Genomic DNA, 26,256 nt, shown 5'->3' with positions numbered 1-26,256 from the left:
TACATGCATGCACCCGACCTACGAATTAACCGACGCTGGCGACCGCTACTTTGATGGCTTGGCAGATAAGTTCTCTCGCTCGCTCTACCAAGCACCCCGGGGCGAGCTGCGCCTCGCGATGTTGGACTATCTGCTGCCGCGAATGCTGCGCTTGACGGCCCAGCCCGTGCTGGATGTTGGCGGTGGGTTGGGGCAGCTCTCCGGCTGGTTTGCCGCACGTGGTCACACGGTCACCATGGCGGAGCCTTCCCACGATATGCTGTCCCACGCCAAGGCGTGGCACGCTGAGCAAGAGGCCGCTGTGGCGTGGCCACCGGGGCAGCTTTGCTATGTGGAGGCTCCTCTACAGGCGCTGCCCAGCCAAGCACCTGGTCCTTGGCCGCTGATCGCCTGTCACGCGGTGTTGGAGTGGTTAGGCAATCCCGAGCAAGCGCTGAACACCCTCGCAACGCTGCTTGCTCCCGGTGGTCAACTGAGTCTGATGGTGTTCAACCGCGACGCGCTGCGCTTTTCCAACGTGGTGAAGGGCAACTATCAAAAAGCCTTGAGCGATCAGTTGGAAGGTAAAGGCAAGCGCCAGCGCTTAACGCCGATTACCCCCGTTACCCATGACGAGATTGGCCAGTGGGTGAGTCAGAACGGCTTACGTATCGAGAGTGTCGCGGGTATCCGTATTTTTCAGGATTACGTGCGTCAGGCGCCTGAGAAGACAAGCGATCAAGCAGCGTTGCTGGCGCTTGAGAAGCAGTATTGCCAGCAAGACCCCCATTGGCGTTTAGGCCGCTATTTGCTTTATACCGTTACCAAACCCGAGGCTGATGTATGAGTGCTCAACTGCCTACTTGCCAGCTGCTGGAACGTTACTACGGGCAGGCCGCTCGGCTATGGCCTGTCGCGCCTCCAGACGATACGTGGCTGTTAAACCACTCCGCCGCGATGGTGAGTGACAATGTTGCCCTGCGGGAGCAGTGGCAGACCAGTGCGCGTCAAGCCATGAGTCCTTTCGCGCCGTTCGACTGCCTACCCGACGGTCAGGTGGTGCTGTTTTGGCCCAAAGCCCATCAGCTAGGCAAATGGTGGCTGGCGTGGCTCTGCCACGTGCTGCCTGGCGATACGCCGGTCGATATCGTGGGCGAGCATCAAGGGGGCATCAAACGCGTGCCTAAGATACTGGATGAGCTGGGCATGGCGTGCGACAAGCTCGATAACGCCCGCCGCTGCACGCTGTTTGCCACCCGCACGGTGAACATGGCAGCGCCTGAGAGCGCCTGGCAAACCTTTGACGCCCTGGATATGCGTTTGGTCAGCCACCCAGGCGTGTTTGGTCACGGCAAAGTCGACGAGGGAACGCAGCTTCTGCTGCGGGCCCTGGAGAAAGCGCTGCCGAAAAAAACGCTAAAAGTGCTTGATATGGGCTGTGGCGACGGCATCATCAGCGCGTGGCTCGCCAAACGCGGGCATGCGGTCACGGCTGTCGACGTCAGCGCCTTCGCCGCCGAAGCCTGCCGACGAACGCTGCGTGAGAACGCGCTGGAGGGCAGGGTGCTGGAGAGCGACGTTTACTCGGCGTTGGACGGCGAGCGATTCGATGTCATCGTGAGTAACCCGCCGTTTCACCAGGAGCGAGACATCAGCTATGGCCCCAGCTCGCGCTTGATCGATCAAGCGGTAGAGCACCTCCAGGCAAAAGGGCAGTTGTGGCTGGTGGCCAATGCGTTTCTGCCCTATCCGGAGCGATTACAGCGCGCGCTGGGCGAGTTCGAGACGCTGTCGGACAACCGGCGTTTCCGGGTGTATCGCGCCGTCAACTAGTCGTCTTTGGCGTCGAGCTCATGGGCCGCTTGGCGTATCGTAGTGAATGGCCGTCACGGTATAGAACGTTTCGCCGTTGGGAGTCAGCACCGTGACGTCGTCATCGACCTCTTTGCCCAACAGTGCCTTTGCCATGGGCGCGTCGATGCTGATCCAGCGCTTTTGCGTATCGAGCTCGTCGTGGCCGACGATGCGAATCTGAAGTGTTGCTCCCTCGTCGTCCTCCAGACTCACGTAGGCCCCAAAAAAGACCTTGTCGGTATTGGCGGGCAGTCGGTCCACTACCTGCAACTCGTCGAGCCGCTTGGTGAGATAGCGGATGCGCGCAATGACCCGGTTGAGTTCCTTCTTGTTATAGGTGTAATCCGCATTTTCGCTGCGGTCACCCAGCGAGGCGGCTTCGCCCACTTTGGCGGATAGCGCCGGGCGCTTTACCCGTGAAAGGTGATCGAGAATGCCGCGCAGTCGGGCGGCCCCTTCGGCGGTGATCAAATTGCTTTTGGGCGCTTGGCGTGGGTCTTTTGCCGGATCCCGCCAGCGGGTCATGTTGCGACCTTTCATACGTCCATCGTCTCCTTGTACGCCCAAACGGGCGCTTCTGCGGGTAGCCATAAGCTTACGTCGAGGGGGTGTTTTATAACAACGTCGTGAATGTCTGGCGAATCATTCAAACGTTCGTTACATTGTCTAGGTAAGCTATCGTTGGGCTTTAAGGCCCCGATGAAAAAGCCGCTACAACAACAAACCTGGAGGTTTCCATGCGCGCTATTCCCTTTTCCCGCTTGTTGATCGCCGCCGCCCTGGGCAGCACGCTGGCGCTGGCCCCCTTGAGTGCATCGGCGTTCGAGGGGGAGGTCTTTTCACTCAAGAACCGTTGGGAGCACACGGTGACGCAAATGCCCGCGAATCAGCGGGAAGACACGCTGAAAGCGCTCGCCAGCGAAGCCGAGCAGCTCGCCAACCAGTATCCCAATGAGGCCGAGGTGCTGATTTGGCAGGGTATTGTGCTGGCCTCCTACGCGCGTGAACGCGGTGGATTGGGCGCGCTGGGGACGGCCGGTGACGCCCGCGACGTGTTGGAGCGCGCCATCGAGATCGACCCCACGGGAGGCAACGGCTCGGCCTATGTCACGCTGGGTGCTTTATATGACCGAGGCCCAGGCCGCCCGCTGGGATTTGGTAACAGCGATACTGCCGAGCGCATGTTCCAGCGCGCGCTGGAGCTGCGCCCGGACGGCATCGATGTCAACTACTACTACGCGGCGTTTTTAAAAGAAGAGGGCAACACCCCAGCGGCGCGCGAGCATGCCCAGCGCGCGGTGAACGGCACGGCCCGAGAGAATCGCCAGGTGTCCGATGAGGCGCTGCGCCGTGAGGCCGAGGCGTTGCTTGGTCAGCTATGAAATGATGTACCTTTTCCCCTGAACCCTACGCGCGGTTAATCACCGCATTGGCATTCCCGGTGAGCAGCATTGATAATAGGACGATTGTGAACACCGGGAGTGCCGTATGGGCCCTACGCTTGGTCGTGAGGATGTCGAGCTCATCCAACGCGATACCCTCTATCAAGGTTTCTTTCGCCTGGAAGCGCTGGAGCTGCGCCATCGCTTGTTCGAGGGTGGCTGGAGCAAAGCCATGCGCCGCGAAGTGCATCACCGCCACGATGCGGTCGGTGTGCTTTTGTACGATCCACACCGTGACGCGCTGGTGCTAGTCGAGCAGTTTCGCGCCGGGGCGATCGATGACCCCGCCTCTCCGTGGAAATTAGAATTCGTCGCGGGTCTCGTGGATAAAGAGGAATCCCTGGAGGACGTTGCTCGACGCGAAGCGGTGGAAGAGGCCGGCTGCCAAGTAGGGCAACTGACCAAATTGCACACCTACTACCCTAGCCCCGGCGCCTGCAACGAGCGTGTGACGCTGTTTTGCGGCCTAGTGGATACCCAAGGGCTAGGCGGTGTGTATGGCGTGGACGATGAGCACGAAGACATCCGCGTGCATATCGTCACGTTTACTCGTGCTTGGGAACTCCTAGAGCAGGGAAGACTCGACAACGCCATGTCGTTGATTGGGCTGCATTGGCTGGCGGGGCAGCGGGCATCACTGCGTGCCGCCTCGCAACGCGCCGCCCTCTCGACGACGGACGCCAAGCGAACCCAGTAAGGAGTCATCATGGCAAGAGCCGCCTACGTTACCGATTTAAAAACCCTGCAGGGCGAGTGCAGCGCGAACTATTTGCGCCTGTTTCGTCTGGTGGGGGATATGGAGAGCGGTCAGCGCCGTGATATCGCCCTGCGTGGCGACCACCAGCACTTTGGCGATCTGCATCTCACCATTCTTCAGCAAGCGCCCTACACCACGCTGGTGGAAGTGACCCAGAGCGGGCCACTGGATAGCGTCATCGAAGGGCCGCGCATGCGGGTACATCTCTATCATGATGTGCGTATGGCGGAGGTCATCGATTTTCAGCGCGAACGCCACTTCAGCGGCCGCTACCGCTATCCCAACGCCCGTATGCACCAGCCGGACGAGAAGCTTCAGCTCAATTGCTTCCTAGGCGAATGGTTGGCCCACGGCCTTGCCCATGGGCATGCTGTGGACATACCCGAACTACGTTAATTCACGTCGTACACGATTCAGGTCAAGGGAGCCAGGTGAATGCGGCTTATCCAAATCACCGATTCACACTTACATGCAGATAAGCGGGCGCGCTCCCGCGCGGGAATTCCGTGGCAGCAGTTCCAGCGCGTATTGGAAGCCGTTGCTGCCGAGCGACCCGACGTCGTCGTGTTCACAGGGGATGTCAGCCAAGACGAAACTGCCGCGTCCTATGCCCACGCCCGAGAAGCGCTGAGTGCGCTGCCCTGTCCGTGGTTTTGGATACCGGGTAACCATGATCAGCTAGAGCTGATGAGTGCCGAGCAGCCGCTGCTCGACGAAGTGGATCTGGATCAGTGGCGCTTGCTGTTGCTCGATACCCAGGTCGTCGGCAAGCCCCACGGCGAGTTAGGGAGCGATACCCTGAGCGCGCTGGCAGAGCGGCTCGAGCACGACGATCGCCCGACAATGATTGCCATGCACCACCCGCCGGTGGATGTGGGGGCTGCCTGGATGGATGCCATCGGCCTGCAAGACCGCGAGGCGTTTTGGCAGCGGTTGAGTGCTTACCCGCAGGTCAAGATGATTCTGTTTGGCCATGCCCATCAAGCCTATGCGCAGTTTCATCCAGTGGCAGGCAGTGATATCGGGGTCTACGGCTGCCCGGCCATGTCAGACCAGTTTCTGCCGGGCGCAGAGGCGTTTGCCATCGATGAAGCGTCGCGCCCTGGCTATCGTATCGTCGATATTCACGGCCATGAGTGGCAGACCTGGGTGGAGCGCGTCGCCGTCTAGCGTCTGTTAGGCATTATGGTTCTAAAAAGATAGTTATTAATTCTTTTGGGTTATTATTGACCTGGCGTTACCCTACCCACAAATGCCCGCTTTGCGTTTCGTGCGCATTGGGCAGTCGTACCTGTTTGCAAAGGCTTCCTTGAAAAGCCGTCTAATAAACGCAAGCACCGTTTTGTGAGGGAGTAGGTAATGAACCAGTTTTCTGCGCCGTCGGCGGCGTCGCAACAGGTGCCAAGCGCACCAGATGCTGCCCGACTGACCCACTTGAAGCAGCTCGAAGCCGAGTCGATCCATATCATTCGAGAAGTGGCGGCGGAGTTCAGCAATCCGGTGATGATGTACTCCATCGGTAAAGACTCCTCGGTGATGCTGCACCTGGCGCGCAAAGCCTTCTATCCCGGCACGCCGCCGTTCCCGCTAATGCACATCGACACCACCTGGAAATTCCGCGAAATGATCGCGTTCCGCAACCGTATGGCGGAAGAAGCGGGCATGGAGCTGATCGTGCACACCAACGAGGAGGGGCGGGCGGCCAATATCAACCCCTTCGATCACGGTAGTGCCAAGTACACCGACATCATGAAAACCCAGGCGCTCAAGCAGGCCTTGAGCAAGCACGGTTTCGATGCCGCCTTTGGCGGTGCGCGCCGCGACGAGGAAGCATCGCGCGCTAAAGAGCGCGTTTACTCCTTCCGGGACAAGTACCATCGCTGGGACCCGAAGAGCCAGCGCCCCGAACTGTGGAACGTCTACAACGCCAAGGTCAATAAAGGCGAGTCGATTCGTGTCTTTCCGCTCTCCAACTGGACCGAGCTGGATATCTGGCAGTACATCTACCTCGAGTCGATTCCGATCGTGCCGCTGTATTACGCCGCCAAACGCCCGGTGGTCGAGCGCGACGGCATGCAGATCATGGTGGACGATGACCGTCTGCCGTTAGCGCCTGGCGAAGTGCCTGAAGAGAAGTGGGTGCGTTTCCGAACCCTGGGCTGCTACCCGCTCACCGGCGCGGTGGAGTCCAAGGCCGCCACGCTGCCGGAAATCATCCAGGAGATGCTGTTGACCAAAACCAGCGAGCGCAGCGGCCGTGCCATCGACCACGACCAGGCCGGTTCCATGGAGAAGAAAAAGCGTGAGGGGTACTTCTAATGGCACACCAATCGACGTTAATTGCCGATAACATCGAGCAATATCTGCACGAGCACGAAAACAAAGACCTGCTGCGCTTCATTACCTGCGGCAGCGTCGATGACGGTAAATCTACCCTCATCGGCCGGATGCTCCATGACTCCAAGATGATCTTCGAGGATCAATTGGCAGCCATCACCCAGGCCTCTAAAACCAGCGGCACCACCGGCGATACGGTGGATCTGGCACTGCTTGTGGATGGCTTGCAGTCCGAGCGCGAGCAGGGCATCACCATCGATGTGGCCTATCGTTTCTTCTCGACGGACAAGCGCAAGTTCATCATTGCCGACACGCCAGGACATGAGCAGTACACCCGCAACATGGCCACGGGCGCCTCGACGGCCAGTTTGGCGATCATTTTGATCGACGCACGTTACGGTGTGCAGACCCAGACACGTCGCCACAGCTTCATTGCCGACCTGCTGGGTATTCAGCACTTGGTCATTGCGGTCAATAAGATGGACTTAGTGGGCTTCTCGGAAGCGCGCTTCAACGAGATCGTCGACGAGTACCGCGAATTCGCCACCAACCTGCAGGCGCCTGACATCCGCTTCGTGCCAATGTCGGCGCTCAATGGCGACAACGTCGTCAACCGCAGCGAGCAAACGCCCTGGTACTTCGAGGATGGCCAGCGCTACGAGGGCAAAACGCTGATCGAACTGCTGGAAAACGTCGAGATCACCCGCGACCAGAACCTCACCGACTTGCGTCTGCCTGTTCAGTACGTCAATCGCCCGAACCTGGACTTTCGGGGTTACTGCGGCACGCTCTCGGCAGGAGTGTTGCGCCCAGGCCAGGCGGTCAAGGCGCTGCCGTCCGGTAAAACGTCCCGTGTGGCGCGCGTGGTGACCTTCGACGGCGACTTGGATGCGGCCTATCCCGGCCAGGCGGTGACCGTCACCCTGGAAGACGAGATCGACATTTCCCGCGGCGATTGGATCGTCAGCGCCGATGCCGAGATTCCGCTGTCGAACGTCTTCAGCGCCGATATCGTGTGGATGCACGAAGATGCCCTCACGCCCGGCAAGCTCTACGACATCAAGCTGGCCACCCGGGATTTGGCGGGACAGGTCAGCGCCATCGAGTACCAGATAGACGTCAACACGCTGGAGAAGCATGCCACCGATGCGTTGAGCCTCAACGTCATTGCCCGCTGTGAGGTGGAGTTGACCGCCGCTATCCCCGTCGACGACTATCGCACCAGCCCAGGCACCGGCAGCTTCATCGTGATCGACCGGCTGACCAACGTGACCGTGGGCGCGGGTATGATTCGCGGCGTGGTGAACGCTCGCGAGCAGGCGGTGACCACCGACTGGGCTGCCTTCGAGCGCGATCTGAACGCCCTGGTGCGTAAACATTTCCCGCATTGGGAAGCCAAAGATATTGGGTCGCTGCTGGGACGCTAACACTGCCCCCATTGAACCCTTGTTGACGCCGCTCTGCGGCGTCAACTTTTAGGTAAAGCTGAATCGAGACACCAAGGAGCGAGAGTCGATGTTAACCCTATTGGACGGTGGTTTAGGGCGTGAGTTAAAGCGGCTGGGAGCGCCGTTTCGCCAGCCGGAGTGGTCGGCGCTGGCGCTCATGGAAGCCCCCGAGTGTGTGACCCAAGCGCATCGCGCTTTCATCCAAGCGGGCGCCGAGGTGATTACCACCAATGCCTATGCCGTCGTGCCGTTTCATATTGGCGAGGCGTGTTTTGCCGAGCGCGGCCTGGCACTGGCGACGCTGGCGGGAAAGTTGGCGCGTGACAGCGTGGCGGGGGAGGCAGTGACCGTCGCCGGTTCGCTACCGCCGCTGTTCGGCTCCTACCAGCCAGCGCTCTTCGATGCCCAGCGCGCGCCCGAGCTGCTGGCGACGCTGATCGAAGGGCAGGCTCCTTACGTGGACGTGTGGCTGGCAGAGACGCTGAGCGCCACGGAGGAGGCTCGAGCGGTGGCCACTGCGCTGGGGAACGATCCTCGTCCGCGTTGGTTCTCGTTCACCTTGCAAGACGCCGACGAAAACGGCGAGCTGCCCTGCGCGTTGCGCTCCGGCGAGGGGGTGGAGGCGGCAGTGAATGCGGTGATCGAGGCGGGTGGCGAGGCGCTGCTGTTCAACTGTAGCCAAGCCGAGGTAATGGAAGAGGCGCTACGCCAGGCGCAGGCGGCCATGGACGCCAAAGGGGCCACGCTGCGTTTGGGGGTGTACGCCAATAGCTTCGTGCCGCAGAGCAACCGCATCGCCGCCAATGCCGGTGTGAGCGATATGCGCGATGACCTAGGGCCAGACGCCTACGCCGACTTCGCCAAGCGCTGGCAGGCGGCTGGGGCCACCATGATCGGCGGCTGCTGTGGCATTGGCCCGGAGCATATTGCCAAGTTGGCCGACGCGGTACGTCGCTAATCGCTGGTTGTTATTGATTGCAGAGGATGAATCACCCCATGAAGAAAGCAACGAACTTGCCCGGTGAGGGGCGTGCGGCAGGCGTGACACGGCGCCAGTTTCTGCAGCGCTCCGCCGCGCTGTCGGTGTCTGCCAGCGCTTTGGGCGGGCTACTGCTGCCACGCTGGGCGAGCGCGCAAACGGAGGTCACTCCGCAACGCGGCGGGCATCTCATTTTGGCGATCGACAATGCCTCCACCAGCGACCGCCTGGACCCGGCCTATTACTTCGAGCAGTACATGTACCACGTGGGGCGCCAGCTGTTTAACACCCTGACCGAACTTCACGATGACGGGTCGCTGGCGCCCGGTTTGGCCGAGTCTTGGGAAACGAACGATGCGACGCACTGGGTGTTTACCCTGCGGCAAGGGGTGACGTTCCACAACGGCAAGACCCTCACTGCGGAGGACGTGGTGTACTCGCTGAACCATCACCGTGCCGAGGACTCGCCCTCGGCGGTGAAGGGCTACATGGAGCAGATCATCGAGCTGACCGCCCGTGGCAGCCACGACGTGGTCATGACGCTCTCTGCCCCCAATATGGATCTGCCGTATTTGCTGGGAGAGGTAAACTTTGCCATCACGCCGGCAGGTGCCAATTTCGATGAGGGCATCGGCACCGGGCCGTTCGTGCTGGAAAGCTTCGAGCCGGGCGTGCGTACCCTGGTCAAGCGCAACGACAACTACTGGAAGTCGGATCGTGCCTTCGTCGATAGCGTCGAAACCCGCGCCTTCAACGATGCCACCGCCCGGGTGGCGGCGCTGATGAGTGGGTCGGTGCACTTCGTCAACCGCGTGACGCCGAGCATCGTCAGCCGTTTGGAGGGCGCGTCATCGCTCACCATCAACCGTAATTCGGGCAGCTTCCAAGTGACGTTTCCTGGCTTGGCTGATCGTGCGCCCTTCGATAACAAAGACGTTCGTTTGGCCATGAAATACGCCCTCGACCGAGAGCAGCTGTTGAATCTGCTGGTGCAAGGCTATGGCCAAGTAGGTAACGATACGCCGCTGTTCCCAAGCAATCGTTATTTCACCACCGACCTGCCCAGCCACGCCTTCGATCCTGACAAAGCGCTTCACCATTGGCGTCAATCGGGTATGGACAGGCCCATTCGGCTGAGCACTGCGGATGGCGCTACCTTCGAAGGGGCGGTGTCGGCAGCGGAGCTGTATCAGCAGTCGGCCCAGCGCGCAGGCATCCCGCTGGAGGTCAATCGCGTACCCGCCGATGGCTATTGGTCGGAAGTGTGGCGTCAGCACGAATTCTGCGCGTCCGGTTGGTCGAGCCGCCCTACGGCGGATGCCTATCTCTCCATGGTCAATTTATCCAACGCGCCGTGGAACGAAGCGCGCTGGGCCAATGAGCAGCTCGATCAATTGATCATCGCGGCGCGCGGCGAACAGGACGAGGCCTCGCGGCGTCAGATGTACCATGACATTCAGGTACTCTATCAGCAGGAGGGTAGCACCGTGGCACCGCTGTATATGGATTCGATTTCGGCCAATCGCGCCAACGTGCGGGGGTATGTCGACGTGCCGGGAGAAGTAGCGACTCGCTCGGTCGAAAAGATGTGGATCGCCAGTTGAACCGAGGGTGATTCCTGCGCCAGCCCGTTCAATGCGGGCTGGCGCTTTGTCGATAGGCTTACTCAGCGTTGGGGAAAAACAGCTGTTGGCCGTCTACTTCAAAGTCGGCAATCGCCTGCTGGCCTTCCTCAGAGACCAGCCACTGGTGCCACTGGGCAGCTAAATCGTGCTTCAAGTGCGGATGACGCTCCTCCGAGAGCAGTAGACTGCCATACTGATTGAACAGCGCCTCGTCGCCTTCGAACAGCAGCGTGAGGTTTTGCGGATTATCGAACGCGACCCAGGTGGCACGGTCGGTAAAGGTGTAAGCGTCCATACCCGCAGCGGTATTCAATGTCGGGCCCATACCGCTGCCCAGCTCCCGGTACCACTCGCCTTGGGGCGTCACGCCCGCATCTTCCCACAAACGCAGCTCGGCGCGGTTCGTACCGCTATCATCGCCGCGTGAGGCAAACGGTGATTCGCTCTCGGCGATACGTGCAAAGGCGTCGGCGACGCTCTCGCTGTCACTGATGCCCGCCGGGTCGTCACTGGGTCCTACGATCACGAAGTCGTTGTACATCACGTCCAAACGCTCCGTAGCGTAACCCTCCGCCACGAACTGCTCCTCGCCTGCCGTATCATGTACCAGAAGGCTGTCGGCATCACCACGGCGGCCGATTTCGAACGCCTGTCCGGTGCCGACGGCCACCACGCGCACATCGATGCCGGTGGCCTCGGTGAAGGTGGGAATGATGGCGTCGAACAGTCCTGAGTTTTCGGTCGAGGTCGTAGAGGCGAGCGTAATGAAATCGTCATCCGCGAGTAGCGAAGCGCTCCAGGCCAAGGCGGTCGTGCATACGCTGGCGGTGATTAGCGTGGTGGTTTTGTTCACGGTCTGCTCCTTTGGGTCTTGTTCAACGCTGGGTGGGGCTTACCAAACCAGCTCGCCCCGGATGAACGCCCTGGCCTGGGAAGAGGTCGGGGCGTCGAATAAACGCTCGGCGGGGGTGTGTTCCAATACCTGTCCGCCATACATGAACAGCACGTCATCGGCGAGCCGCTTCGCCTGGTGCAAGTCGTGGGTCGTCATCACGATGCGCGTGCCGCTCTGGTGAAATTCGTTGACCGCGTCCTCGACGGCTTTGATGGCGGCAGGGTCGAGGGCCGAGGTCGGTTCATCCAAAAACAGCACGGCGGGGTTCAGCAGCCAAGCGCGGGCCAGGGTTAGACGCTGCTGTTCGCCGCCCGACAGCACCCGGGCAGGGCGCTTGGCCAGTGCGGCAAGGCCAAATTTTTCCAACGCTTGTAGGGCGAGCGCTTGGCGTTTTGGGCGTGGCACGTCTTTGACGGCCAGCGCATAGCGCAAGTTATCGATCACCGAGCGGCGTAGCAGAACCGGCCGCTGGAACACCATGGCCTGCACCGGCGGCTTGCCCTCCCAACGGACTTGGCCGCTACTTGGGCTGAGCAGCCCGTGGGCCAAGCGCATGAATAGGCTTTTACCCGCTCCGTTGGGCCCCATGATGAGCGTGCGCTGACAGCCAGACAGCGTGAGCGTGGTCGGCACCAACAATGCGTGGCCGCGGTGGGTAAAGCTCGCCTGCTGAAAGTGTAGGGCTGGCACATCGGCCAGTGGGGTGAGAGAGGAGGAAGTGAGCGGTGCGTTCATCCTAATCGCCTCTTGGCCGCTTCACTGACCGCATGGGCCAGCGCATTGATCAACGTGACCAGCGCCAGCAGGATGATGCCCAGGCCGAGTGCCAACGGCAGATCGCCCTTGCTGGTTTCCAGCACGATGCTGGTGGTCATCACGCGCGTCACCCCATCGATATTGCCACCGACGATCATCACCGCACCCACTTCGGCACTGGCACGGCCGAAGCCAGCCAAAACGACCGTCAGCAGGCCAAAGCGTGCATCCCACAGCAGGGTTGGCATCATGCGTAGCGGCGTTAGCCCGAGTGAGCGAAGCTGTTCGTCATACTCGTGGTGCAAGGCTTCCACTTGTTGGCGTGTCAGCGCAGCGATAATGGGAAAGACCAGGATGACTTGGGCAACCACCATGGCGCTGGGTGTGAACAGCAGGCCAAGCGATCCCAGCGGCCCCGCTCTGGAGAGCATCAAATAGACGCATAGACCCGCCACGACCGGCGGTAACCCCATCAGCGCGTTGAGCACCACGATCATGCCGTTGCGACCAGGGAAGCGCCACAACGCCAGCGCGGCACCCACCGGCAGCGCCAAAGCGCTGGCGATCAGCACGGCGCTCAGCGACACCTGCAGCGAAAGCGCCACGATGTCGATCAAGTTCGAGTCCATGCTCAGAATCAGCGTGAGCGCCGTGTAGAAAGGATTATCACTAGCTGCCATAAGGACCTGATTCAATAGCACCGGGTTGCGCACACGCCAGTGCGATTGCCGCGGAATAAAGAGAAAAATTCAGCATGTTCGTCAAGCTGCATAGTGTACGTTTACTTGATGTAATGCATTGGTTGCTGAAATATATGCAGTCATACGCAGTTGGATGCAGGATGAACCATGCCGAACGACTATTTGACCACCGCTGAAGTGGCAGACTATTTGCGTTTGAAAGAGCGCAAGGTGTACGACCTCGTCCGACAAGGTCATATTCCCTGCAGCCGGGCTACGGGAAAGCTGCTGTTTCCTCGGCAGCACATCGATATGTGGGTGCTTAGCCACTTGGAGGGCGACCAAGCGCAGCGGCAGCCGCCGCCGCCCGTGTTGGTGGGCAGCCAGGACCCGCTGTTGGAGTGGGCCGTGCGCGAAAGTGGCAGCGATCTGGCCTCGTTGTGTCAGGGCAGTGGCGACGGCGTGCGCCGCTTGCTGGAGGGCAAGGCGATGCTGGCGGGAATTCATTTGCTGGACGCAGCTACCGGGCGCTATAACGAACCGGCCGCGTTGGGCCTTGGGGGCGTGCGCGATTTGATCGTATTGCACTGGGCCACACGACGCCAGGGCCTGCTGTTAGCTCCGGGTAATCCGCTGGGCATTCAATCGGTGGACGACATTGCCAAGCGCAAAGCCGTGCTGGCCCATCGCCAGCCGGGTGCCGGGGCCGCGCAACTCTTGAGCTGCTTGCTAGAGCAGGCGGGCATCCCGCCGGAAGCCTTGAGATGGGCGGCGCACCCTGCGCTCAGCGAAGACGACTTGGCGCTGACCATCGCTCAGGGCGATGCCGATGTCGGCCTTGGTATGCAGGCCGCGGCACAGCGCCAGCAGTTGGCGTTCATCCCGCTCGTAGAGGAGTCGTTCGATGTAGTGATGCATCGACGCAGCTATTTCGAGCCTGCCGTACAGGCGCTCTTTGCGTTTGCCCGTACGGCCCGTTTTGCCCAGCGGGCCAGTACGCTGAGCGGTTACGATGTGCGCCTGCTGGGTCGCGTGTTGTACAACGCTTAAGCGCCTAGCGGCTGGACGATTTCGGTATCTGCGCTTGACGATTGTATAAGATGCGCCACACTGGGAGAGGCGTTGTAAACGCACACTCATCACGAAAAGGAGAGCATGATGAATCAAGCACTGAACGGTAAACGCGTGGCCATTCTCGCCACCGACGGTTTCGAAGAGTCCGAGCTGAGCGTGCCTCGCGCAGCGCTTCAAAAAGAAGGTGTCGAGGTGCATGTCGTGTCCCCGGAAGGCAAGGGCATTCGCGCCTGGGCCGAAACCGATTGGGGCGATACTTACGATGCCGATAAGGCGCTAGCCGATGCCCACGAGTCGGACTATCACGCGCTGGTCCTCCCAGGCGGCCTGTTCAACCCTGACGAGCTGCGTTTGAATGAAGACGCGCTGAGCTTCGTCAAAGCGTTCTTTCAAGCGGGCAAGCCCGTTGCTGCCATTTGTCACGCGCCTTGGATTCTCATTAATGCAGGCGTTGTTGACGGGCGCAAGATGACCTCCGTGCCCAGCGTCGCCCAAGACCTGCGCAATGCGGGTGTCAACTGGGTCGACGAGCCGGTAGTGGTCGATAGCGGTCTCGTGACCAGCCGTACTCCTAAAGATCTGGACGCCTTCAACGCCAAACTGCTGGAGGAGCTGCAGGAAGGGCGGCATTCAGGTCAGCACGCTTAATGGCGTGGTACCACCAGTGGGCAAGCTTCGCCAAAAGGCTTGCCCACGTCATTGCAAAACCGATGAAGCGGGACAGCGGCCGCAGTGGGGTGATGGTACATCCCTATCGTGGCTATGGCTCCCAGCAGGAAGTTTTCGTTATGGGCCGAGTGTTCCGCCAAGCGGCACTCGGTCGCGCCATTCCTAGGCGCGGCGTGCTGCGCGATACCGCCGATGTGGCGCGTCGTGTCTTTCGTCGTGGCCTCGCCAATGCCCAGGTCGATCTACGAATTGGCGACAACCAGCTCTGCTTGACCACCGACCGCGACGGCTACTTTGATGCTCACTTGCCTATCAAGACGCCCTTGCCGGTCGACGTTTCCTGGCACCGCGCCGATATTTTGGTGCGCGCCAAGGGACACCCACCCGTTCGTACCAGTGTCGAGGTCTATGTTCCGCCTCCTGAAGCGGATCTGCTAGTGATTAGCGATATCGATGATACGGTGATGTTCACGGGTGTCGCGGAAAAGCTCAAAATGCTCTATCGGTTGTTCGTGCGTAAGCCGCACCGCCGAACGGCATTTCCCGGTGTGGCGTCGCTCTACCAAGCGCTTTACCGTGGCCGAACCGAAAAGGGTGAACGCCCGATCCTATACGTCTCCCGGGGTCCTTGGGCTATTTATGAGATGCTGGAAGCCTTTTTCCAAATGAACCGGATTCCGATTGGGCCAATACTGTTTTTGCGCGAGTGGGGCATCTCCTGGCGCAAACCATGGCCCCGCCGAGCGGAAGCGCACAAACGAGAACTCATCGATCGTATGCTGGCGTTATACGACGACATGCCCTGCATCTTGATTGGTGACAGCGGTCAACATGACCCCGAAGTCTATACGGAGGTCGTCAAAGCCTACCCGGATCGGATCAAATCGATATACATACGTCGTGTCGATAACAATCCACAGCGGGAGGCCGCCATTCAGCGCTTGCGCGATGAGTTAGCCCATACCGAGTGTGAGCTCGTTCTGGCGGCAGATAGCATTTTGATTGCCGAACACGCCCACGCCCAAGGCGATATTTCGGCGCGTGGCTTGCAGGCCGTTCAGCGTGATGTGGAAGCGCATCGCAACGAGCCTGCCTAAGCTGTGTTTCCCCGCCATTCGTGATAAAAACTAATCTCGAAGAGCGATTCTCGAAAACTATTATCGAAAACCCTATTCGAATAACGAAACGCTACTCGAACGGTCCTCTCATTACCCATCGATAGGGTGATGCTGACGTATTCCTAACTGGCAGGTCTGCGGTGTTGCGATGCTGATTCTTCTTGTCGTATTGGCACTGGCCATTTTCGTCTTGCCCAATCTGTGGGCGAAGTGGGTGTTGAAGCGCCATACCCGTGGGCGTGACGACTACCCGGGCACCGGCGCGGAGTTGGCCGAGCATCTGCTGCGCCGCTTGGGCGTCGAGGGCGTGCGAGTCGAGCGTACCGAGCAGGGGGACCATTACGACCCCGAATCGCGCTGCGTGCGCTTGACCCCCGACCATTACGATGGCCGCTCGCTCACGGCGGTGACCGTTGCTGCCCATGAAGTGGGTCATGCCATTCAGCACCATGAAGGCTACGCGCCGCTGCTGGCTCGCAGCCGCTTGGTCACGTTGGCGCAAAAAGCCGAAAAGCTGGGCGCCATTTTGATGATGGCCGCGCCTTTTCTCTTCCTACTCACGCGGTTACCCGGTGGGCTGGCCATGGTCATTGCCATGGCGGTGATCAGCTTCGGCACGGCGGCGCTGGTGCATCTCGTCACGCTGCCGGTGGAGTTCGATGCCAGCTTCAATCGTGCGCTGCCTCTGCTCAAAGAGTACGTCCCTCCCGCCGATATGGCCGGTGCCCGCCACGTTCTCACCGCCTGCGCCTTTACCTACGTGGCCGCGTCACTGGCCAGCGTGATGAACCTAGGCCGCTGGCTGGTGATTCTCCGGCGTTAGGCGACGCTGAGATTGCCTACGTCGGCTTGTTTGCCAGAATCACCGCCCGGCGCGGCGCCGGATAGCCCTCGATGGTGCGGCTGCGATCATGGGGGTCGAGAAAGTCCGCCAGCGACTGGTAGGTCATCCACTCGGTGGAGCGCTGCTCGTCGAGTGTCGTCACTGCTTCGTCAACGACCCGCACATTGGTATAGCCGCAGCGCGAAAGCCAGTGGCACAGCGCTTTGGAGGAGGGCAGAAAGTAGACGTTAGGCATGGCGGCGTAACGCTCGCCGGGGACGAACACGGTCTGCTCGTCGCCTTCCACCACCAGGGTTTCCAGTACCAGCTCGCCGCCGGGGGCCAAAGCGTCTTTTAGCTGCTGCAGGTGTTCGAGCGGCGAGGGACGGTGGTAAAGCACGCCCATGGAGAACACCGTATCGAAGAAACCCAGGTTCTCCGGTACGTCTTCGATACCCACCGGCAGAAACTGCGTGCGGCCGTCGTCGGCGTTGCCAACGAAATGGCGCACTGCCTGGAACTGCCAGTAAAAGCGCGGCGATGGGTCGATCACTAACACGAAAGCGGCACCTGCACCCGCCATCCGCCAAGCGTGATAGCCGCTGCCGCCGCCGACATCCAACACTTTGCGATACTTAAGCGGTGCCAGATGCGGGGAAACCCTTTGCCATTTCCAATCCGAGCGCCACTCGGTGTCGATCTCGATACCCCCCAGGCTAAACGGGCCTTTGCGCCATGGGGCCAGCTTGCGCAGTAGGTTGAAGCACTGGCGCTGCTGGCTGTCGGTGAGCTCGAGTTCGACTGTCAGCGTATCGCTGTTCAAATCCACACGGCGCTCGTCCGGCAGCGGCGGCAGTTTGGCCACGGCTTTTTCCCAGGCAGAGAGGTCGCCGTGGCGCTGGCGGTCCAGTCCGCTGGCGAGCTGCTCGGGGAGTTTGGCCAGCCAAGGCGTCAGCGAGGCATCCTGGGCCGCTTGGTCCAGAAACGCTTGATACAGCACGCGATGATCGTCGGGGAGTAGCGCCACCTTAACCCTCCTTGAAGGCGATCAGCGAGGTGAAGTTCAGGTACTGGAACCAGGTCATGGAGCGGGGGAAACCCGCCAGCGACAAGCGCTCGTGCAGCGCATCGAGCGTATCGGGAATCAGCACGTTCTCGAGCGCGGTGCGCTTTTGGCTGATCTCCATATCGCTATAGCCGTTGGCACGCTTGAAGTCGTGGTAGCGCTCGACCCGCCAGGCATTGTCGCGCTCGTCGGCATCGACGGTCTTTTCCGACAAAATCAGCACGCCGCCGGGCTCCAGTGCATCATAAAGGCGCTTGAGCAGCGCATCCCGGTCGGCCGGGGGCAAGAATTGCAGCGTAAAGTTGAGAATGATCATCCCCGACGGCGCATACTCGTAGGTACGAATATCGGCTTCTTCGACCTGCAACGCATGGTCGGGGCACTCCTCGAGAAAGGTCTGCTTGGCGCGGGCGGCCATGGCCGGGGAAAGGTCGATACCGGTATAGAGGAACGCATCAGCGGGCAGGGCGCCTGCTAGGGCAAGGCCGGAGGCGCCCAGCGAGCAGCCCAGATCGTACACGTGGGCACCGTGGCGCAGATGGCGTTTGGCAATCAGGCTCAGCATACCCAGGATTTGGCCATAGCCGGGCACCGAGCGGCGGATCATATCAGGGAAGCATGCGACGACCTGCTCATCAAAGGAGAACCTAGCCACCTTGTCTAGGGGTGTTGAAAAGATAGCGTCGCGGTAAGATGCATCACTCATGGGCAAGCCAGGATGGTTAATGAGGTTGCGTAGTTTACGCGCCCTTGTTATCGCAGAACAGGCCTGATCCATTCAGATTCCTGCCTCACGGAACGACGCCACAGGAGAGGGCACATGGCTTTCGCAACAGCAACTCCCGATACGCTTCCCGCTTGGCAAACGTTACAGCAGCATGCGCAAGCGCTTAAACACGTTCACTTGAAAAACCTGTTTGGGGACGACCCTGGACGCTGGCAGCACTTTACGCGTCAGGTAGCGGGGCTGACCCTCGATCTTTCCAAGCAGCGTTGGGACGACGATACGCTGGAGCATCTGCTGGCGCTGGCGCGCGAAGCGGGTGTTCCAGGCGCTATCGAGGCGCTGTTGAGCGGCAAACGGGTGAACGTCAGTGAGAACCGCCCGGCGCTGCATACTGCCTTGCGCTTACCTGCGGATGCGAGCCTGGACGTGGAAGGCGAGGATATCGTCGAGGCCGTGCATGACAGCTTGGCGCAGATGGAGCGTCTGGTGCAGCGCCTGCACGCTGGCCAGTGGCGTGGGGCCACCGGCAAGCCGATTCGTCACGTGGTGAACTTAGGTGTGGGCGGCTCGGATTTGGGTCCGCTCATGGTGACCCATGCGCTATCGGACTATCGGCCCCGGGATATTCATCCGGTCGAGGTGCATTTTGCCTCGACCATGGACGGCTCTCAGTTGGCGGATTACCTCAGCCGTTTCAACCCGGAGACCACGCTGTTCGTGCTGTCGTCCAAGTCGTTCACCACCATCGATACGCTCTCCAATGCGAACACGGCCCGCGACTGGTTGATCGGGCGACTCACCCAGCACGCCGACCTGCCGGACGCGAGCCCTCATGCCAAACCGATCAGCGAGGCGCTGATCGTGCGCCAGCACTTTATCGGTGTATCGGCCAGCCCTGAAAAGATGAGTGAGTGGGGGATTGCCTCTGACCATCAGCTGATGTTTTGGGAGTGGGTCGGCGGGCGCTACTCGCTGTGGGGTACCATTGGGCTGCCGATCGCGCTGGTGGTAGGCATGGCGCATTTTCGAGAACTGTTGGCGGGTGCCCACGCTATGGATAGCCACTTCCGCGATGCGCCGCTGGCCGACAACCTGCCGGTGCTATTGGGCTTGGCGGGCATCTGGAACGTCAACTTTCTGGATATTCGCGCCCACTCGATTCTGCCCTACGACGGACGGTTGGAGTACTTTGCCGCTTACCTAGAGCAGCTCGAGATGGAGTCCAACGGTAAGTCGGTCACCCGACAGGGCCAAGCAGTCAACTACTCCACCTGCCCGGTACTCTGGGGGCAGCTCGGCCCGAACGCCCAGCACGCCTTTTATCAGTTGCTGCACCAGGGCACCCAACCGGTGGTCTGCGATTTCATTGCTCCCCTGAAGCGTTACGACGAGGTCGAGGAGCCGGATACCCGCCGCCACTTGAAGGCTCAGCATCGCCTGGCGTTGGCCAACTGCTTTGCACAATCCCGCGTGCTGATGCTGGGGGACGACGCCCTCGACGAAGAGGGCCCACGGCCCGAGCACAAGCGATACCGGGGCAATCAGCCCTCGACCACGGTGCTGCTGGATCAGTTGACGCCCGCCACGTTGGGCGCGCTGATTGCACTTTACGAGCACAAGGTCTTCGTTCAGGCCGTCATTTGGGACATCAACCCCTTCGATCAGTGGGGCGTCGAGCTGGGTAAGCAGATTGCCACCGATACCCAGGCCATCATCGATGGCCAGGGCGATATCGCTCGTATGGATGCGTCTAGCCGCGGTCTCATCGAGGCATTGTGGGCAGCAGAGCAGGTGTAGGCCGTTCGATCTATATGGCTGGATATACAGCTTTTTGCTTTTCCGCTATCCTGTGTGCGTTTAGGCGCGGTCTATCGTGTTGAGCCTCTGTGATAAGTGTTCGAGGTGGCGTCTTTGCACGCCACTCAGCCAGACCGCTTCTGCGCTTTTGTTCAGTCCGTTTTTTCAGGAACCGACGTTACATGACCCAGTTTGATGCCTCCCAGTACGGCGCGAGTTCGATCGAGGTCCTTTCAGGGCTCGAGCCGGTGCGCAAGCGTCCCGGTATGTATACCGATACCTCGCGTCCCAATCACCTCGCGCAAGAAGTCATCGACAACAGTGTCGACGAGGCGCTGGCCGGGCATGCGTCGAGCATTAGCGTGGTGCTGCAGAGTGACGGCGCCATCGAGGTGCAGGATAACGGTCGGGGCATGCCCATCGACCTGCACCCGGAGCACGGCGTATCGGGGGTCGAGCTCATTCTCACCAAGCTGCACGCGGGCGGTAAGTTCTCTTCGTCGAGCTACCGCTTTTCGGGCGGCCTTCACGGCGTGGGCGTCTCGGTGGTCAATGCGCTGTCGCGACGCTTGGAAGTCGAAGTCACCCGCGACGGCGCCCGCCACGCCATTGCCTTCGAGCACGGCGAAAAGGTCGAAGAGCTGCACGAAGTCGGTAAGGCCGCCAAACGTGCCACCGGCACCCTGGTGCGCTTCTGGCCGGACGAAAGCTACTTCGACAGCCCGAAGCTCGCGCTCTCCAAACTCAAACACCTGCTGCGTGCCAAAGCGGTGCTTTGCCCAGGGCTGGCGGTCACCCTCATAGAGCCGGACGGCACCAAAACCGAGTGGGCCTACGCCGATGGCCTGCGCGACTACTTGGCCGAAGCCACCGATGGTTACGAGGTGCTGCCCAAGGAGCCGTTCGTCGGCCACTTCAGCGACGACGAGCACGGCGTGGACTGGGCCATCCAGTGGCTGCCGGAGGGCGGCGAGGCGCTGCTCGAAAGTTACGTCAACCTGATTCCCACGCCCCAGGGCGGTACCCACGTCAACGGCTTTCGGTCCGGCCTGCTGGACGCCCTCCGGGAGTTCTGCGAATACCGCAGCCTGCTGCCCCGCGGCATCAAGCTGACCGCCGAGGATTTGTGGGAGCGCGCCTCCTTCGTGCTTTCGGTGAAAATGCTCGACCCGCAGTTTGCGGGACAGACCAAGGAGCGCCTCTCGTCGCGCACCATTGCGGGGTTCGTGTCCGGGGTCGTCAAAGACGCCTTTTCGCTGTGGCTGAACCATCACGTCGAGCAGGCCGAACAGCTAGCCGAGCTAGTGATCAGCGCCGCCCAGCAGCGTCAAAAGAAGTCGAAGAAGGTTGCGCGGAAGAAGGTCACGTCAGGCCCAGCGCTGCCCGGCAAGTTGGCGGACTGCTCCGGTCAGGACCCGGCGCAGAGCGAGCTGTTTTTAGTCGAGGGGGACTCGGCCGGTGGCAGCGCCAAGCAGGCGCGTAACCGCGATACTCAGGCCATCCTGCCGCTGCGTGGCAAGATCCTCAACACCTGGGAAGTCGACTCCCACGATATTTACGGCTCCCAGGAAGTGCACGATATTGCCGTGGCGATTGGCGCCGACCCCGGCAGCGCCGACCTCGAAAAGCTGCGCTATCACAAGATCTGCATCCTGGCGGATGCCGACTCCGACGGGCTGCACATCGCCACGCTGCTCTGCGCGCTGTTCGTCAAACACTTCCCCGCTCTGGTCGATGCCGGGCATGTCTTCGTGGCCATGCCGCCGCTCTACCGGATCGACCTGGGTAAAGAGGTGCATTACGCCCTGGATGAGAGCGAGAAAGCCGCCATTTTGAAGCAGCTGGCGAAAAAACGCGGCACCCCCAACGTCCAGCGCTTCAAAGGGCTGGGGGAGATGAGCCCGCTGCAGCTACGCGAAACCACCATGGCCGTGGAAACCCGCCGTCTCGTACAGCTCACGCTGGACGAGGGCGACGGCACCCTGGAAATGATGGACATGCTGCTCGCCAAAAAGCGCGCCAGCGACCGCAAGAAGTGGTTGGAAGATTACGGTAACTTGGCAGACATTGAGGTATGACCCCCCGATGACCATGGATATTCAGGTAGCGGAGGGCGACGTCGAGCGTCTGTCCCTGCGCGATTACACCGAAAAAGCGTACCTCGACTACTCGATGTACGTCATTCTAGACCGCGCGTTGCCCAACATTGGCGATGGCATGAAGCCTGTACAGCGGCGCATCATTTACGCCATGCGCGAGCTGGCGCTGCACGCCAATGCCAAGTACAAGAAGTCGGCGCGTACCGTGGGTGACGTGCTGGGTAAGTTCCATCCCCACGGGGATAGCGCCTGCTACGAAGCCATGGTGCTGATGGCGCAGTCGTTCAGCTACCGCTACCCGCTGGTGGATGGCCAAGGCAACTGGGGGAGCCCCGATGACCCCAAATCGTTTGCGGCCATGCGCTACACCGAGGCCAAGCTTTCCAAATTTGCCGAGGTGTTGCTGAGTGAATTGGGCCAGGGCACCGTGGAGTGGGCGCCCAACTTCGATGGCACCATGCAGGAGCCGGTGGTATTGCCCGCGAGGCTGCCCCACGTGCTGCTCAACGGGGGCACCGGGATTGCCGTGGGCATGGCCACCGATATTCCGCCCCATAACGTCTCCGAGGTGGTGGAGGCCACTTGCCATCTGCTGCGTCACCCCGAGGCCACCACGGCGGACTTGATGGCGTTCGTCCCTGCCCCGGATTTCCCGACGGATGCAGAGATCATCACGCCGAAAGCGGATCTGCGTAAGCTCTACGAGACCGGCCGTGGCTCGGTCAAGCTGCGCGCCCGCTACGTGCGCGAAGAGGCCAATATCGTCATTACCGCCGTGCCTTATCAGGTTAGCGGTGCCAAGGTGTTGGAGCAGATCGCCGCGCAAATGCAGGCGAAGAAGCTGCCCATGGTCGCCGATCTGCGCGACGAGTCGACCCACGAAGAGCCAACCCGGCTGGTGATCGAGCCGCGCTCGAGCCGTGTGGATGTCGAATCTCTGATGGCGCACCTGTTTGCCACCACGGATCTCGAAAAGAACGTGCGGGTCAACATGAACGTGATTGGCCTGGATGGCCGCCCTCGGGTGATGCCGCTGACCGACATGCTGGGGGAGTGGCTGCGTTTCCGCCGTGCCACCGTGCGCCGCCGCTTGGAGCATCGCCTTGGCAAGGTGGAAGATCGGCTACATATTCTGGAAGGCCTGCTCACGGCGTATCTGAACATCGACGAGGTGATTCGTATCATCCGTGAAGAGGATGAGCCCAAACCTGCGCTGATGAGTGCCTTTGGCCTGACCGAGCGTCAGGCAGAAGCGATTCTCGAGCTGCGTCTTCGCCATCTCGCCAAGCTGGAAGAGATGAAGATTCGCGGTGAGCAGGACGAGCTGGAGAAAGAGCGTAAGACCCTGCAAGGGCTGTTGGCGAGCGACGCCAAGCTCACCACGCTGATCGAAAAAGAGATTCGCGCTGCGGGTAAAGAACATGGCGACGACCGCCGCTCGCCGCTGGTCGAGCGCAGCGAAGCCAAGGCGCTGTCAGAAGTGGAGCTGCTGGGCGCCGACCCGATTACCGTCGTGCTGTCGGATAAGGGGTGGATTCGTGCGGCCAAAGGCCACGATATCGACCCGGAAGGGCTCTCTTATAAAGCGGGCGATGGCTTTCGTCTCGCTGCGCGTGGCAAGACCAACCAGCCATTGGTGCTGTTGGACGATACGGGCCGCGCGTATACCTTGGCGGCACATAACTTACCCAGTGCCCGAGGGCAGGGCGAGCCGGTGACGGGCCGCGTGAATGTCGCCGCCGGGGCACAAATGGCGGGGTTGATGCTTGCGCAGCCTACCACGCGCTTTCTGCTGTCCAGCGACGGCGGTTACGGGTTCGTGGCTCAGCTCGAAGCGCTCACGGGCAAAAACAAGGCGGGTAAAGCCGTGCTCAGCGTGCCCAAGGGGTGTAGCGTCATGCCTCCCATCGAGGTGCCGGAGGGCGAGGGACTTTGGGTCGCCTCGGTCTCCAATGAGGGGCGCTTGCTGCTGTTTCCTCTGGATCAGTTGCCGGAAATGGCCAAGGGCAAGGGCAACAAAATGCTCGATATCCCCGGCCCCCGCGCGTCGCGCCGGGAAGAGTTCGTGCGCGACATCGCCATCGTGACGGAAGGAAGTGAGCTCATCATTCATGCTGGCAAACGTAAATTGACGCTCAAAGCGGACGATCTCGCGTATTATCGCGGTGAGCGCGGCCGGCGGGGCAGTAAGCTGCCGCGTGGTTTCCAAAAAGTCGATCGTTTAGAAGCAGGGGAGTAACGGATGGCACGCGGGAATGTGGTGGTCACGCTGATAGCGCCGCGCCTGACGGCAACGGTGGAGCTGGCAGTGGCGTCGCTCATGGAGCAGTTTGGCCTACAGGAGGAGCGTCGCCAGAGGTTGGCTGACACGGCACGTGGCAGCGTCATGGATTGTTTGGAGCTTCACGTCAGCGGCGCGCCCGAATCTCTCACGGCGCTGCGCCAGGCGGCGCTGGCGCTAGGAGATACCCATGGTGTGGATCTCGTCGTACAGCCACTCCGCTCCGGCGAGGCGCCGCGTTTGGCCTGCTTCGACATGGACTCGACGCTGATCGAGGCGGAAGTGATCGACGAGCTGGCCCGGCGCCATGGCGTCGGTGAAGAAGTAGCCGAAGTGACCGAGCGAGCCATGCGCGGCGAGCTGGATTTCAAAGCCAGTTTCCGCGAGCGCATGAGCAAGCTGGAAGGTCTCGAAGAGTCGGTACTGGCGAACATTGCCGCAGAGCTGCCGCTCATGGAGGGCGTCGAGCGCCTGCTGGTCAATTTGAAACGCTTGGGCTTCCGAACCGTGATTCTTTCCGGGGGCTTTACCTATTTCGCTCGCTATTTGCAGGAGCGGCTGGGTTTCGACGAAATTCATGCCAACGAGTTGGTCATCGAGCAAGGCAAAGTGACCGGCGCGGTGCAAGAGCCCATCGTCGATGCGGAGCGTAAAGCGGCGCTGCTGACGCAGATCGCCAAGCGGGAAGGGGTGCCGTTGGCGCAGACCGTTGCCGTGGGCGATGGCGCAAACGATTTAAAAATGCTCGCGACGGCAGGCATGGGGGTGGCCTTTCGCGCCAAACCGCTAGTGCGGGCAGAAGCGCGACAAGCCATTTCCGTGGCGGGGCTGGATGGCGTGCTGTATCTGCTGGGCTATAGCGACGCTGAGCTTCTCTAAGTCGGCGACGGATCGGTGAAAACGGCGGTGCTGATCTGCTCAGCGCCGCCGTTTTATGAGTGGCTATCTGTTAATCATCGCTAGCGCCGCTATCTGCGGTTTGAGGGCGTATTCCTTCATACTCCTCGCGCAGCGATGTGAGTCGTTCCGTCTCGCTGTCGGTGAGCGGTGGCGCGTTCCATAGCGGCTCGCCGTTGGCATCGTTGACGCCCAAGAGGGTCAGCGATAGTTCGGCATTGCGGGGAATTTGATCGTTGCCCCAGGGCCCGAAACGGTTGGGTGCTAGGCTCCAGGTGGCGCTTTCGCCGGGCGCTAGCCCCCCTGAAATCACGTAGTAGAAGGTTTGATCCACCCAGGCGATATCCCGCTCGGGGCTTTCCAGTAACCCACGCAGCATGAGCTCTGAGATAGTGTGATCCGTGCCATTCGTTACGGCCAATTCGATCACTGGCTCTAGCGCGCCAAAGGGGCTAGTGGCAAGGTAGTAGCGAGCGTTATCGATGCGGATTTGTGCCAAGCGCTCCTGGTCACGCTGAGCGTTAGCCTGTTTGGCTTCGAGACGATTGAGCGTGCGCAACGCTTGCTCGCGTTCACGCGCGCGTCGTTCGCGTAGCATGCTGTCGGCGCGCTCGATGATTTCATCTCCTGTCAGTCCATGCATGTACGCATTGGCCGATTCGGCAATTTCAGCCGCGTTCATGCGCTGGGGATTGAAGGGATCGATACCGCTAAACGATGACATGGCAATGATTTTGACCGCGGTATCGAACTCGTCGCGCTTGTAAGTGGGCAGCGACTCGCGCACTTTTTCGATCGATACCACCGCGGCGGGCATGGAGCTCGTATCCACCTTGGGGTCGGCGCAGCCCGCAAGCATCAGGGCAGACAAAGAAAGTGCAGATAGCCTGAGTAGGCGCCACATAATTACGTTACCTCATAAAATCGATCGGCAAGAGCTTACCGGAAAGTGG

General features: G+C 60.7%; 25 protein-coding genes. 18 read left to right on the top strand and 7 right to left on the bottom strand.

Annotated features, from left to right (window positions below):
* The first annotated feature begins 7 nt into the window (after positions 1 to 7).
* Complete coding sequence (locus MHM37_RS12850) at positions 8 to 826, top strand: methyltransferase domain-containing protein (protein WP_239296913.1); 819 nt, start codon at positions 8 to 10, stop codon at positions 824 to 826.
* Positions 823 to 1,812 (top strand): methyltransferase, encoded by a 990-nt coding sequence (locus MHM37_RS12845; RefSeq protein ID WP_239296914.1) that lies wholly within the window; start codon positions 823 to 825, stop codon positions 1,810 to 1,812. Before MHM37_RS12850 ends, MHM37_RS12845 begins: the two co-directional genes overlap by 4 nt.
* Before the next feature lie 18 nt (positions 1,813 to 1,830).
* On the opposite strand, the gene greB is transcribed toward MHM37_RS12845, so the two are convergent.
* Complete coding sequence (gene greB, locus MHM37_RS12840; protein WP_239296916.1) at positions 1,831 to 2,373, bottom strand: transcription elongation factor GreB; 543 nt, start codon at positions 2,371 to 2,373, stop codon at positions 1,831 to 1,833.
* Positions 2,374 to 2,570: 197 nt separating this feature from the next.
* On the opposite strand from greB, the gene MHM37_RS12835 reads away from it, so the two are divergent.
* From MHM37_RS12835 to MHM37_RS12800, 8 genes are all read left to right on the top strand, one after another.
* On the top strand, positions 2,571 to 3,215 hold the full coding sequence (locus tag MHM37_RS12835) for a hypothetical protein (protein ID WP_239296918.1): 645 nt from the start codon (positions 2,571 to 2,573) through the stop codon (positions 3,213 to 3,215).
* Between the two features lie 106 nt (positions 3,216 to 3,321).
* A complete protein-coding gene (locus MHM37_RS12830; protein WP_153842808.1) occupies positions 3,322 to 3,972 on the top strand; it encodes an NUDIX domain-containing protein in 651 nt (216 codons plus the stop codon).
* 9 nt (positions 3,973 to 3,981) lie between these two features.
* Positions 3,982 to 4,428: a DUF1249 domain-containing protein gene (locus MHM37_RS12825; RefSeq protein WP_239296920.1), complete on the top strand. Its 447-nt coding sequence runs from the start codon at positions 3,982 to 3,984 to the stop codon at positions 4,426 to 4,428.
* Positions 4,429 to 4,467: 39 nt separating this feature from the next.
* On the top strand, positions 4,468 to 5,202 hold the full coding sequence (locus tag MHM37_RS12820; protein WP_239296922.1) for a phosphodiesterase: 735 nt from the start codon (positions 4,468 to 4,470) through the stop codon (positions 5,200 to 5,202).
* A 189-nt stretch (positions 5,203 to 5,391) separates the two neighbouring features.
* Complete coding sequence (gene cysD / locus MHM37_RS12815) at positions 5,392 to 6,351, top strand: sulfate adenylyltransferase subunit CysD (RefSeq protein ID WP_239296923.1); 960 nt, start codon at positions 5,392 to 5,394, stop codon at positions 6,349 to 6,351.
* Positions 6,351 to 7,796: a sulfate adenylyltransferase subunit CysN gene (gene cysN, locus MHM37_RS12810; RefSeq protein WP_239296924.1), complete on the top strand. Its 1,446-nt coding sequence runs from the start codon at positions 6,351 to 6,353 to the stop codon at positions 7,794 to 7,796. Before cysD ends, cysN begins: the two co-directional genes overlap by 1 nt.
* 88 nt (positions 7,797 to 7,884) lie before the next feature.
* Complete coding sequence (locus MHM37_RS12805; protein ID WP_239296925.1) at positions 7,885 to 8,775, top strand: homocysteine S-methyltransferase family protein; 891 nt, start codon at positions 7,885 to 7,887, stop codon at positions 8,773 to 8,775.
* A gap of 38 nt (positions 8,776 to 8,813) precedes the next feature.
* The gene (locus MHM37_RS12800) at positions 8,814 to 10,400 is read left to right on the top strand and encodes an ABC transporter substrate-binding protein (RefSeq protein ID WP_239296926.1); all 1,587 of its coding nucleotides are present in this window, start codon (positions 8,814 to 8,816) and stop codon (positions 10,398 to 10,400) included.
* A gap of 58 nt (positions 10,401 to 10,458) precedes the next feature.
* Here MHM37_RS12800 and MHM37_RS12795 read toward each other — a convergent pair whose 3' ends face one another.
* Genes MHM37_RS12795 through MHM37_RS12785 form a run of 3 tightly spaced genes read right to left on the bottom strand, consistent with a single transcriptional unit; the run spans position 10,459 to position 12,752 of the window.
* Positions 10,459 to 11,274, bottom strand: coding sequence for a substrate-binding domain-containing protein (locus MHM37_RS12795; protein WP_239296927.1), 816 nt, complete (start codon positions 11,272 to 11,274; stop codon positions 10,459 to 10,461).
* A gap of 39 nt (positions 11,275 to 11,313) precedes the next feature.
* A complete protein-coding gene (locus MHM37_RS12790) occupies positions 11,314 to 12,051 on the bottom strand; it encodes an ATP-binding cassette domain-containing protein (RefSeq protein ID WP_239296928.1) in 738 nt (245 codons plus the stop codon).
* Positions 12,048 to 12,752 (bottom strand): ABC transporter permease, encoded by a 705-nt coding sequence (locus MHM37_RS12785; RefSeq protein WP_139527084.1) that lies wholly within the window; start codon positions 12,750 to 12,752, stop codon positions 12,048 to 12,050. The genes MHM37_RS12790 and MHM37_RS12785 overlap by 4 nt, the downstream gene beginning before the upstream one ends.
* 168 nt (positions 12,753 to 12,920) lie before the next feature.
* Here MHM37_RS12785 and MHM37_RS12780 point away from each other — a divergent pair, with 168 nt between their 5' ends.
* The 4 genes from MHM37_RS12780 (at position 12,921) to MHM37_RS12765 (ending at position 16,436) form a co-directional block, all read left to right on the top strand.
* Positions 12,921 to 13,802, top strand: coding sequence for a helix-turn-helix transcriptional regulator (locus tag MHM37_RS12780; RefSeq protein WP_139527085.1), 882 nt, complete (start codon positions 12,921 to 12,923; stop codon positions 13,800 to 13,802).
* Between the two features lie 108 nt (positions 13,803 to 13,910).
* The gene (locus tag MHM37_RS12775; protein ID WP_139527086.1) at positions 13,911 to 14,474 is read left to right on the top strand and encodes a type 1 glutamine amidotransferase domain-containing protein; all 564 of its coding nucleotides are present in this window, start codon (positions 13,911 to 13,913) and stop codon (positions 14,472 to 14,474) included.
* Positions 14,474 to 15,592 (top strand): phosphatase domain-containing protein, encoded by a 1,119-nt coding sequence (locus tag MHM37_RS12770; RefSeq protein WP_139527087.1) that lies wholly within the window; start codon positions 14,474 to 14,476, stop codon positions 15,590 to 15,592. Before MHM37_RS12775 ends, MHM37_RS12770 begins: the two co-directional genes overlap by 1 nt.
* Before the next feature lie 169 nt (positions 15,593 to 15,761).
* Positions 15,762 to 16,436, top strand: a complete 675-nt coding sequence (locus MHM37_RS12765; RefSeq protein ID WP_139527088.1) for a zinc metallopeptidase — start codon at positions 15,762 to 15,764, stop codon at positions 16,434 to 16,436.
* A gap of 16 nt (positions 16,437 to 16,452) precedes the next feature.
* Here the strand turns inward: MHM37_RS12765 and cmoB are convergent, their stop codons facing one another.
* Together cmoB and cmoA are read right to left on the bottom strand one after the other, a co-directional pair.
* Positions 16,453 to 17,463, bottom strand: a complete 1,011-nt coding sequence (gene cmoB / locus MHM37_RS12760) for a tRNA 5-methoxyuridine(34)/uridine 5-oxyacetic acid(34) synthase CmoB (protein ID WP_139527089.1) — start codon at positions 17,461 to 17,463, stop codon at positions 16,453 to 16,455.
* 1 nt (position 17,464) lies between these two features.
* A complete protein-coding gene (gene cmoA / locus MHM37_RS12755; RefSeq protein WP_139527090.1) occupies positions 17,465 to 18,208 on the bottom strand; it encodes a carboxy-S-adenosyl-L-methionine synthase CmoA in 744 nt (247 codons plus the stop codon).
* Positions 18,209 to 18,322: 114 nt separating this feature from the next.
* Here cmoA and pgi point away from each other — a divergent pair, with 114 nt between their 5' ends.
* The 4 genes from pgi (at position 18,323) to serB (ending at position 25,285) form a co-directional block, all read left to right on the top strand.
* A complete protein-coding gene (gene pgi / locus MHM37_RS12750; protein WP_139527091.1) occupies positions 18,323 to 20,026 on the top strand; it encodes a glucose-6-phosphate isomerase in 1,704 nt (567 codons plus the stop codon).
* Between the two features lie 182 nt (positions 20,027 to 20,208).
* Positions 20,209 to 22,104 (top strand): DNA topoisomerase IV subunit B, encoded by a 1,896-nt coding sequence (parE, locus tag MHM37_RS12745; protein WP_139527092.1) that lies wholly within the window; start codon positions 20,209 to 20,211, stop codon positions 22,102 to 22,104.
* A gap of 7 nt (positions 22,105 to 22,111) precedes the next feature.
* Positions 22,112 to 24,364 carry a DNA topoisomerase IV subunit A gene (gene parC, locus MHM37_RS12740; RefSeq protein ID WP_239296929.1) on the top strand — a complete coding sequence of 751 codons (2,253 nt, stop codon included), beginning with the start codon at positions 22,112 to 22,114 and terminating at the stop codon, positions 24,362 to 24,364.
* 3 nt (positions 24,365 to 24,367) lie between these two features.
* The gene (gene serB / locus MHM37_RS12735) at positions 24,368 to 25,285 is read left to right on the top strand and encodes a phosphoserine phosphatase SerB (RefSeq protein WP_139527094.1); all 918 of its coding nucleotides are present in this window, start codon (positions 24,368 to 24,370) and stop codon (positions 25,283 to 25,285) included.
* A 70-nt stretch (positions 25,286 to 25,355) separates the two neighbouring features.
* On the opposite strand, the gene MHM37_RS12730 is transcribed toward serB, so the two are convergent.
* A complete protein-coding gene (locus MHM37_RS12730) occupies positions 25,356 to 26,207 on the bottom strand; it encodes a DUF6694 family lipoprotein (protein WP_239296930.1) in 852 nt (283 codons plus the stop codon).
* Positions 26,208 to 26,256 lie beyond the last annotated feature (49 nt).

It is taken from the genome of Halomonas sp. MMH1-48 (assembly GCF_022348105.1).
GTDB lineage: Bacteria > Pseudomonadota > Gammaproteobacteria > Pseudomonadales > Halomonadaceae > Vreelandella > Vreelandella piezotolerans.
The sequence above is the reverse complement of the archived record's forward strand: the minus strand, read 5'-3'. Positions and strand labels throughout refer to the sequence as shown.

What these genes read in the sequence shown, in the direction of transcription:
- MHM37_RS12850 (WP_239296913.1), top strand. Translation starts at nt 8, where the DNA reads ATGCACCCGACCTACGAATTAACCGACGCTGGCGACCGCTACTTTGAT.
- MHM37_RS12845 (WP_239296914.1), top strand. Translation starts at nt 823, where the DNA reads ATGAGTGCTCAACTGCCTACTTGCCAGCTGCTGGAACGTTACTACGGG.
- greB (WP_239296916.1), bottom strand. Translation starts at nt 2,373, where the DNA reads ATGAAAGGTCGCAACATGACCCGCTGGCGGGATCCGGCAAAAGACCCA.
- MHM37_RS12835 (WP_239296918.1), top strand. Translation starts at nt 2,571, where the DNA reads ATGCGCGCTATTCCCTTTTCCCGCTTGTTGATCGCCGCCGCCCTGGGC.
- MHM37_RS12830 (WP_153842808.1), top strand. Translation starts at nt 3,322, where the DNA reads ATGGGCCCTACGCTTGGTCGTGAGGATGTCGAGCTCATCCAACGCGAT.
- MHM37_RS12825 (WP_239296920.1), top strand. Translation starts at nt 3,982, where the DNA reads ATGGCAAGAGCCGCCTACGTTACCGATTTAAAAACCCTGCAGGGCGAG.
- MHM37_RS12820 (WP_239296922.1), top strand. Translation starts at nt 4,468, where the DNA reads ATGCGGCTTATCCAAATCACCGATTCACACTTACATGCAGATAAGCGG.
- cysD (WP_239296923.1), top strand. Translation starts at nt 5,392, where the DNA reads ATGAACCAGTTTTCTGCGCCGTCGGCGGCGTCGCAACAGGTGCCAAGC.
- cysN (WP_239296924.1), top strand. Translation starts at nt 6,351, where the DNA reads ATGGCACACCAATCGACGTTAATTGCCGATAACATCGAGCAATATCTG.
- MHM37_RS12805 (WP_239296925.1), top strand. Translation starts at nt 7,885, where the DNA reads ATGTTAACCCTATTGGACGGTGGTTTAGGGCGTGAGTTAAAGCGGCTG.
- MHM37_RS12800 (WP_239296926.1), top strand. Translation starts at nt 8,814, where the DNA reads ATGAAGAAAGCAACGAACTTGCCCGGTGAGGGGCGTGCGGCAGGCGTG.
- MHM37_RS12790 (WP_239296928.1), bottom strand. Translation starts at nt 12,051, where the DNA reads ATGAACGCACCGCTCACTTCCTCCTCTCTCACCCCACTGGCCGATGTG.
- MHM37_RS12785 (WP_139527084.1), bottom strand. Translation starts at nt 12,752, where the DNA reads ATGGCAGCTAGTGATAATCCTTTCTACACGGCGCTCACGCTGATTCTG.
- MHM37_RS12780 (WP_139527085.1), top strand. Translation starts at nt 12,921, where the DNA reads ATGCCGAACGACTATTTGACCACCGCTGAAGTGGCAGACTATTTGCGT.
- MHM37_RS12775 (WP_139527086.1), top strand. Translation starts at nt 13,911, where the DNA reads ATGAATCAAGCACTGAACGGTAAACGCGTGGCCATTCTCGCCACCGAC.
- MHM37_RS12770 (WP_139527087.1), top strand. Translation starts at nt 14,474, where the DNA reads ATGGCGTGGTACCACCAGTGGGCAAGCTTCGCCAAAAGGCTTGCCCAC.
- MHM37_RS12765 (WP_139527088.1), top strand. Translation starts at nt 15,762, where the DNA reads ATGCTGATTCTTCTTGTCGTATTGGCACTGGCCATTTTCGTCTTGCCC.
- cmoA (WP_139527090.1), bottom strand. Translation starts at nt 18,208, where the DNA reads ATGAGTGATGCATCTTACCGCGACGCTATCTTTTCAACACCCCTAGAC.
- pgi (WP_139527091.1), top strand. Translation starts at nt 18,323, where the DNA reads ATGGCTTTCGCAACAGCAACTCCCGATACGCTTCCCGCTTGGCAAACG.
- parE (WP_139527092.1), top strand. Translation starts at nt 20,209, where the DNA reads ATGACCCAGTTTGATGCCTCCCAGTACGGCGCGAGTTCGATCGAGGTC.
- parC (WP_239296929.1), top strand. Translation starts at nt 22,112, where the DNA reads ATGACCATGGATATTCAGGTAGCGGAGGGCGACGTCGAGCGTCTGTCC.
- serB (WP_139527094.1), top strand. Translation starts at nt 24,368, where the DNA reads ATGGCACGCGGGAATGTGGTGGTCACGCTGATAGCGCCGCGCCTGACG.
- MHM37_RS12730 (WP_239296930.1), bottom strand. Translation starts at nt 26,207, where the DNA reads ATGTGGCGCCTACTCAGGCTATCTGCACTTTCTTTGTCTGCCCTGATG.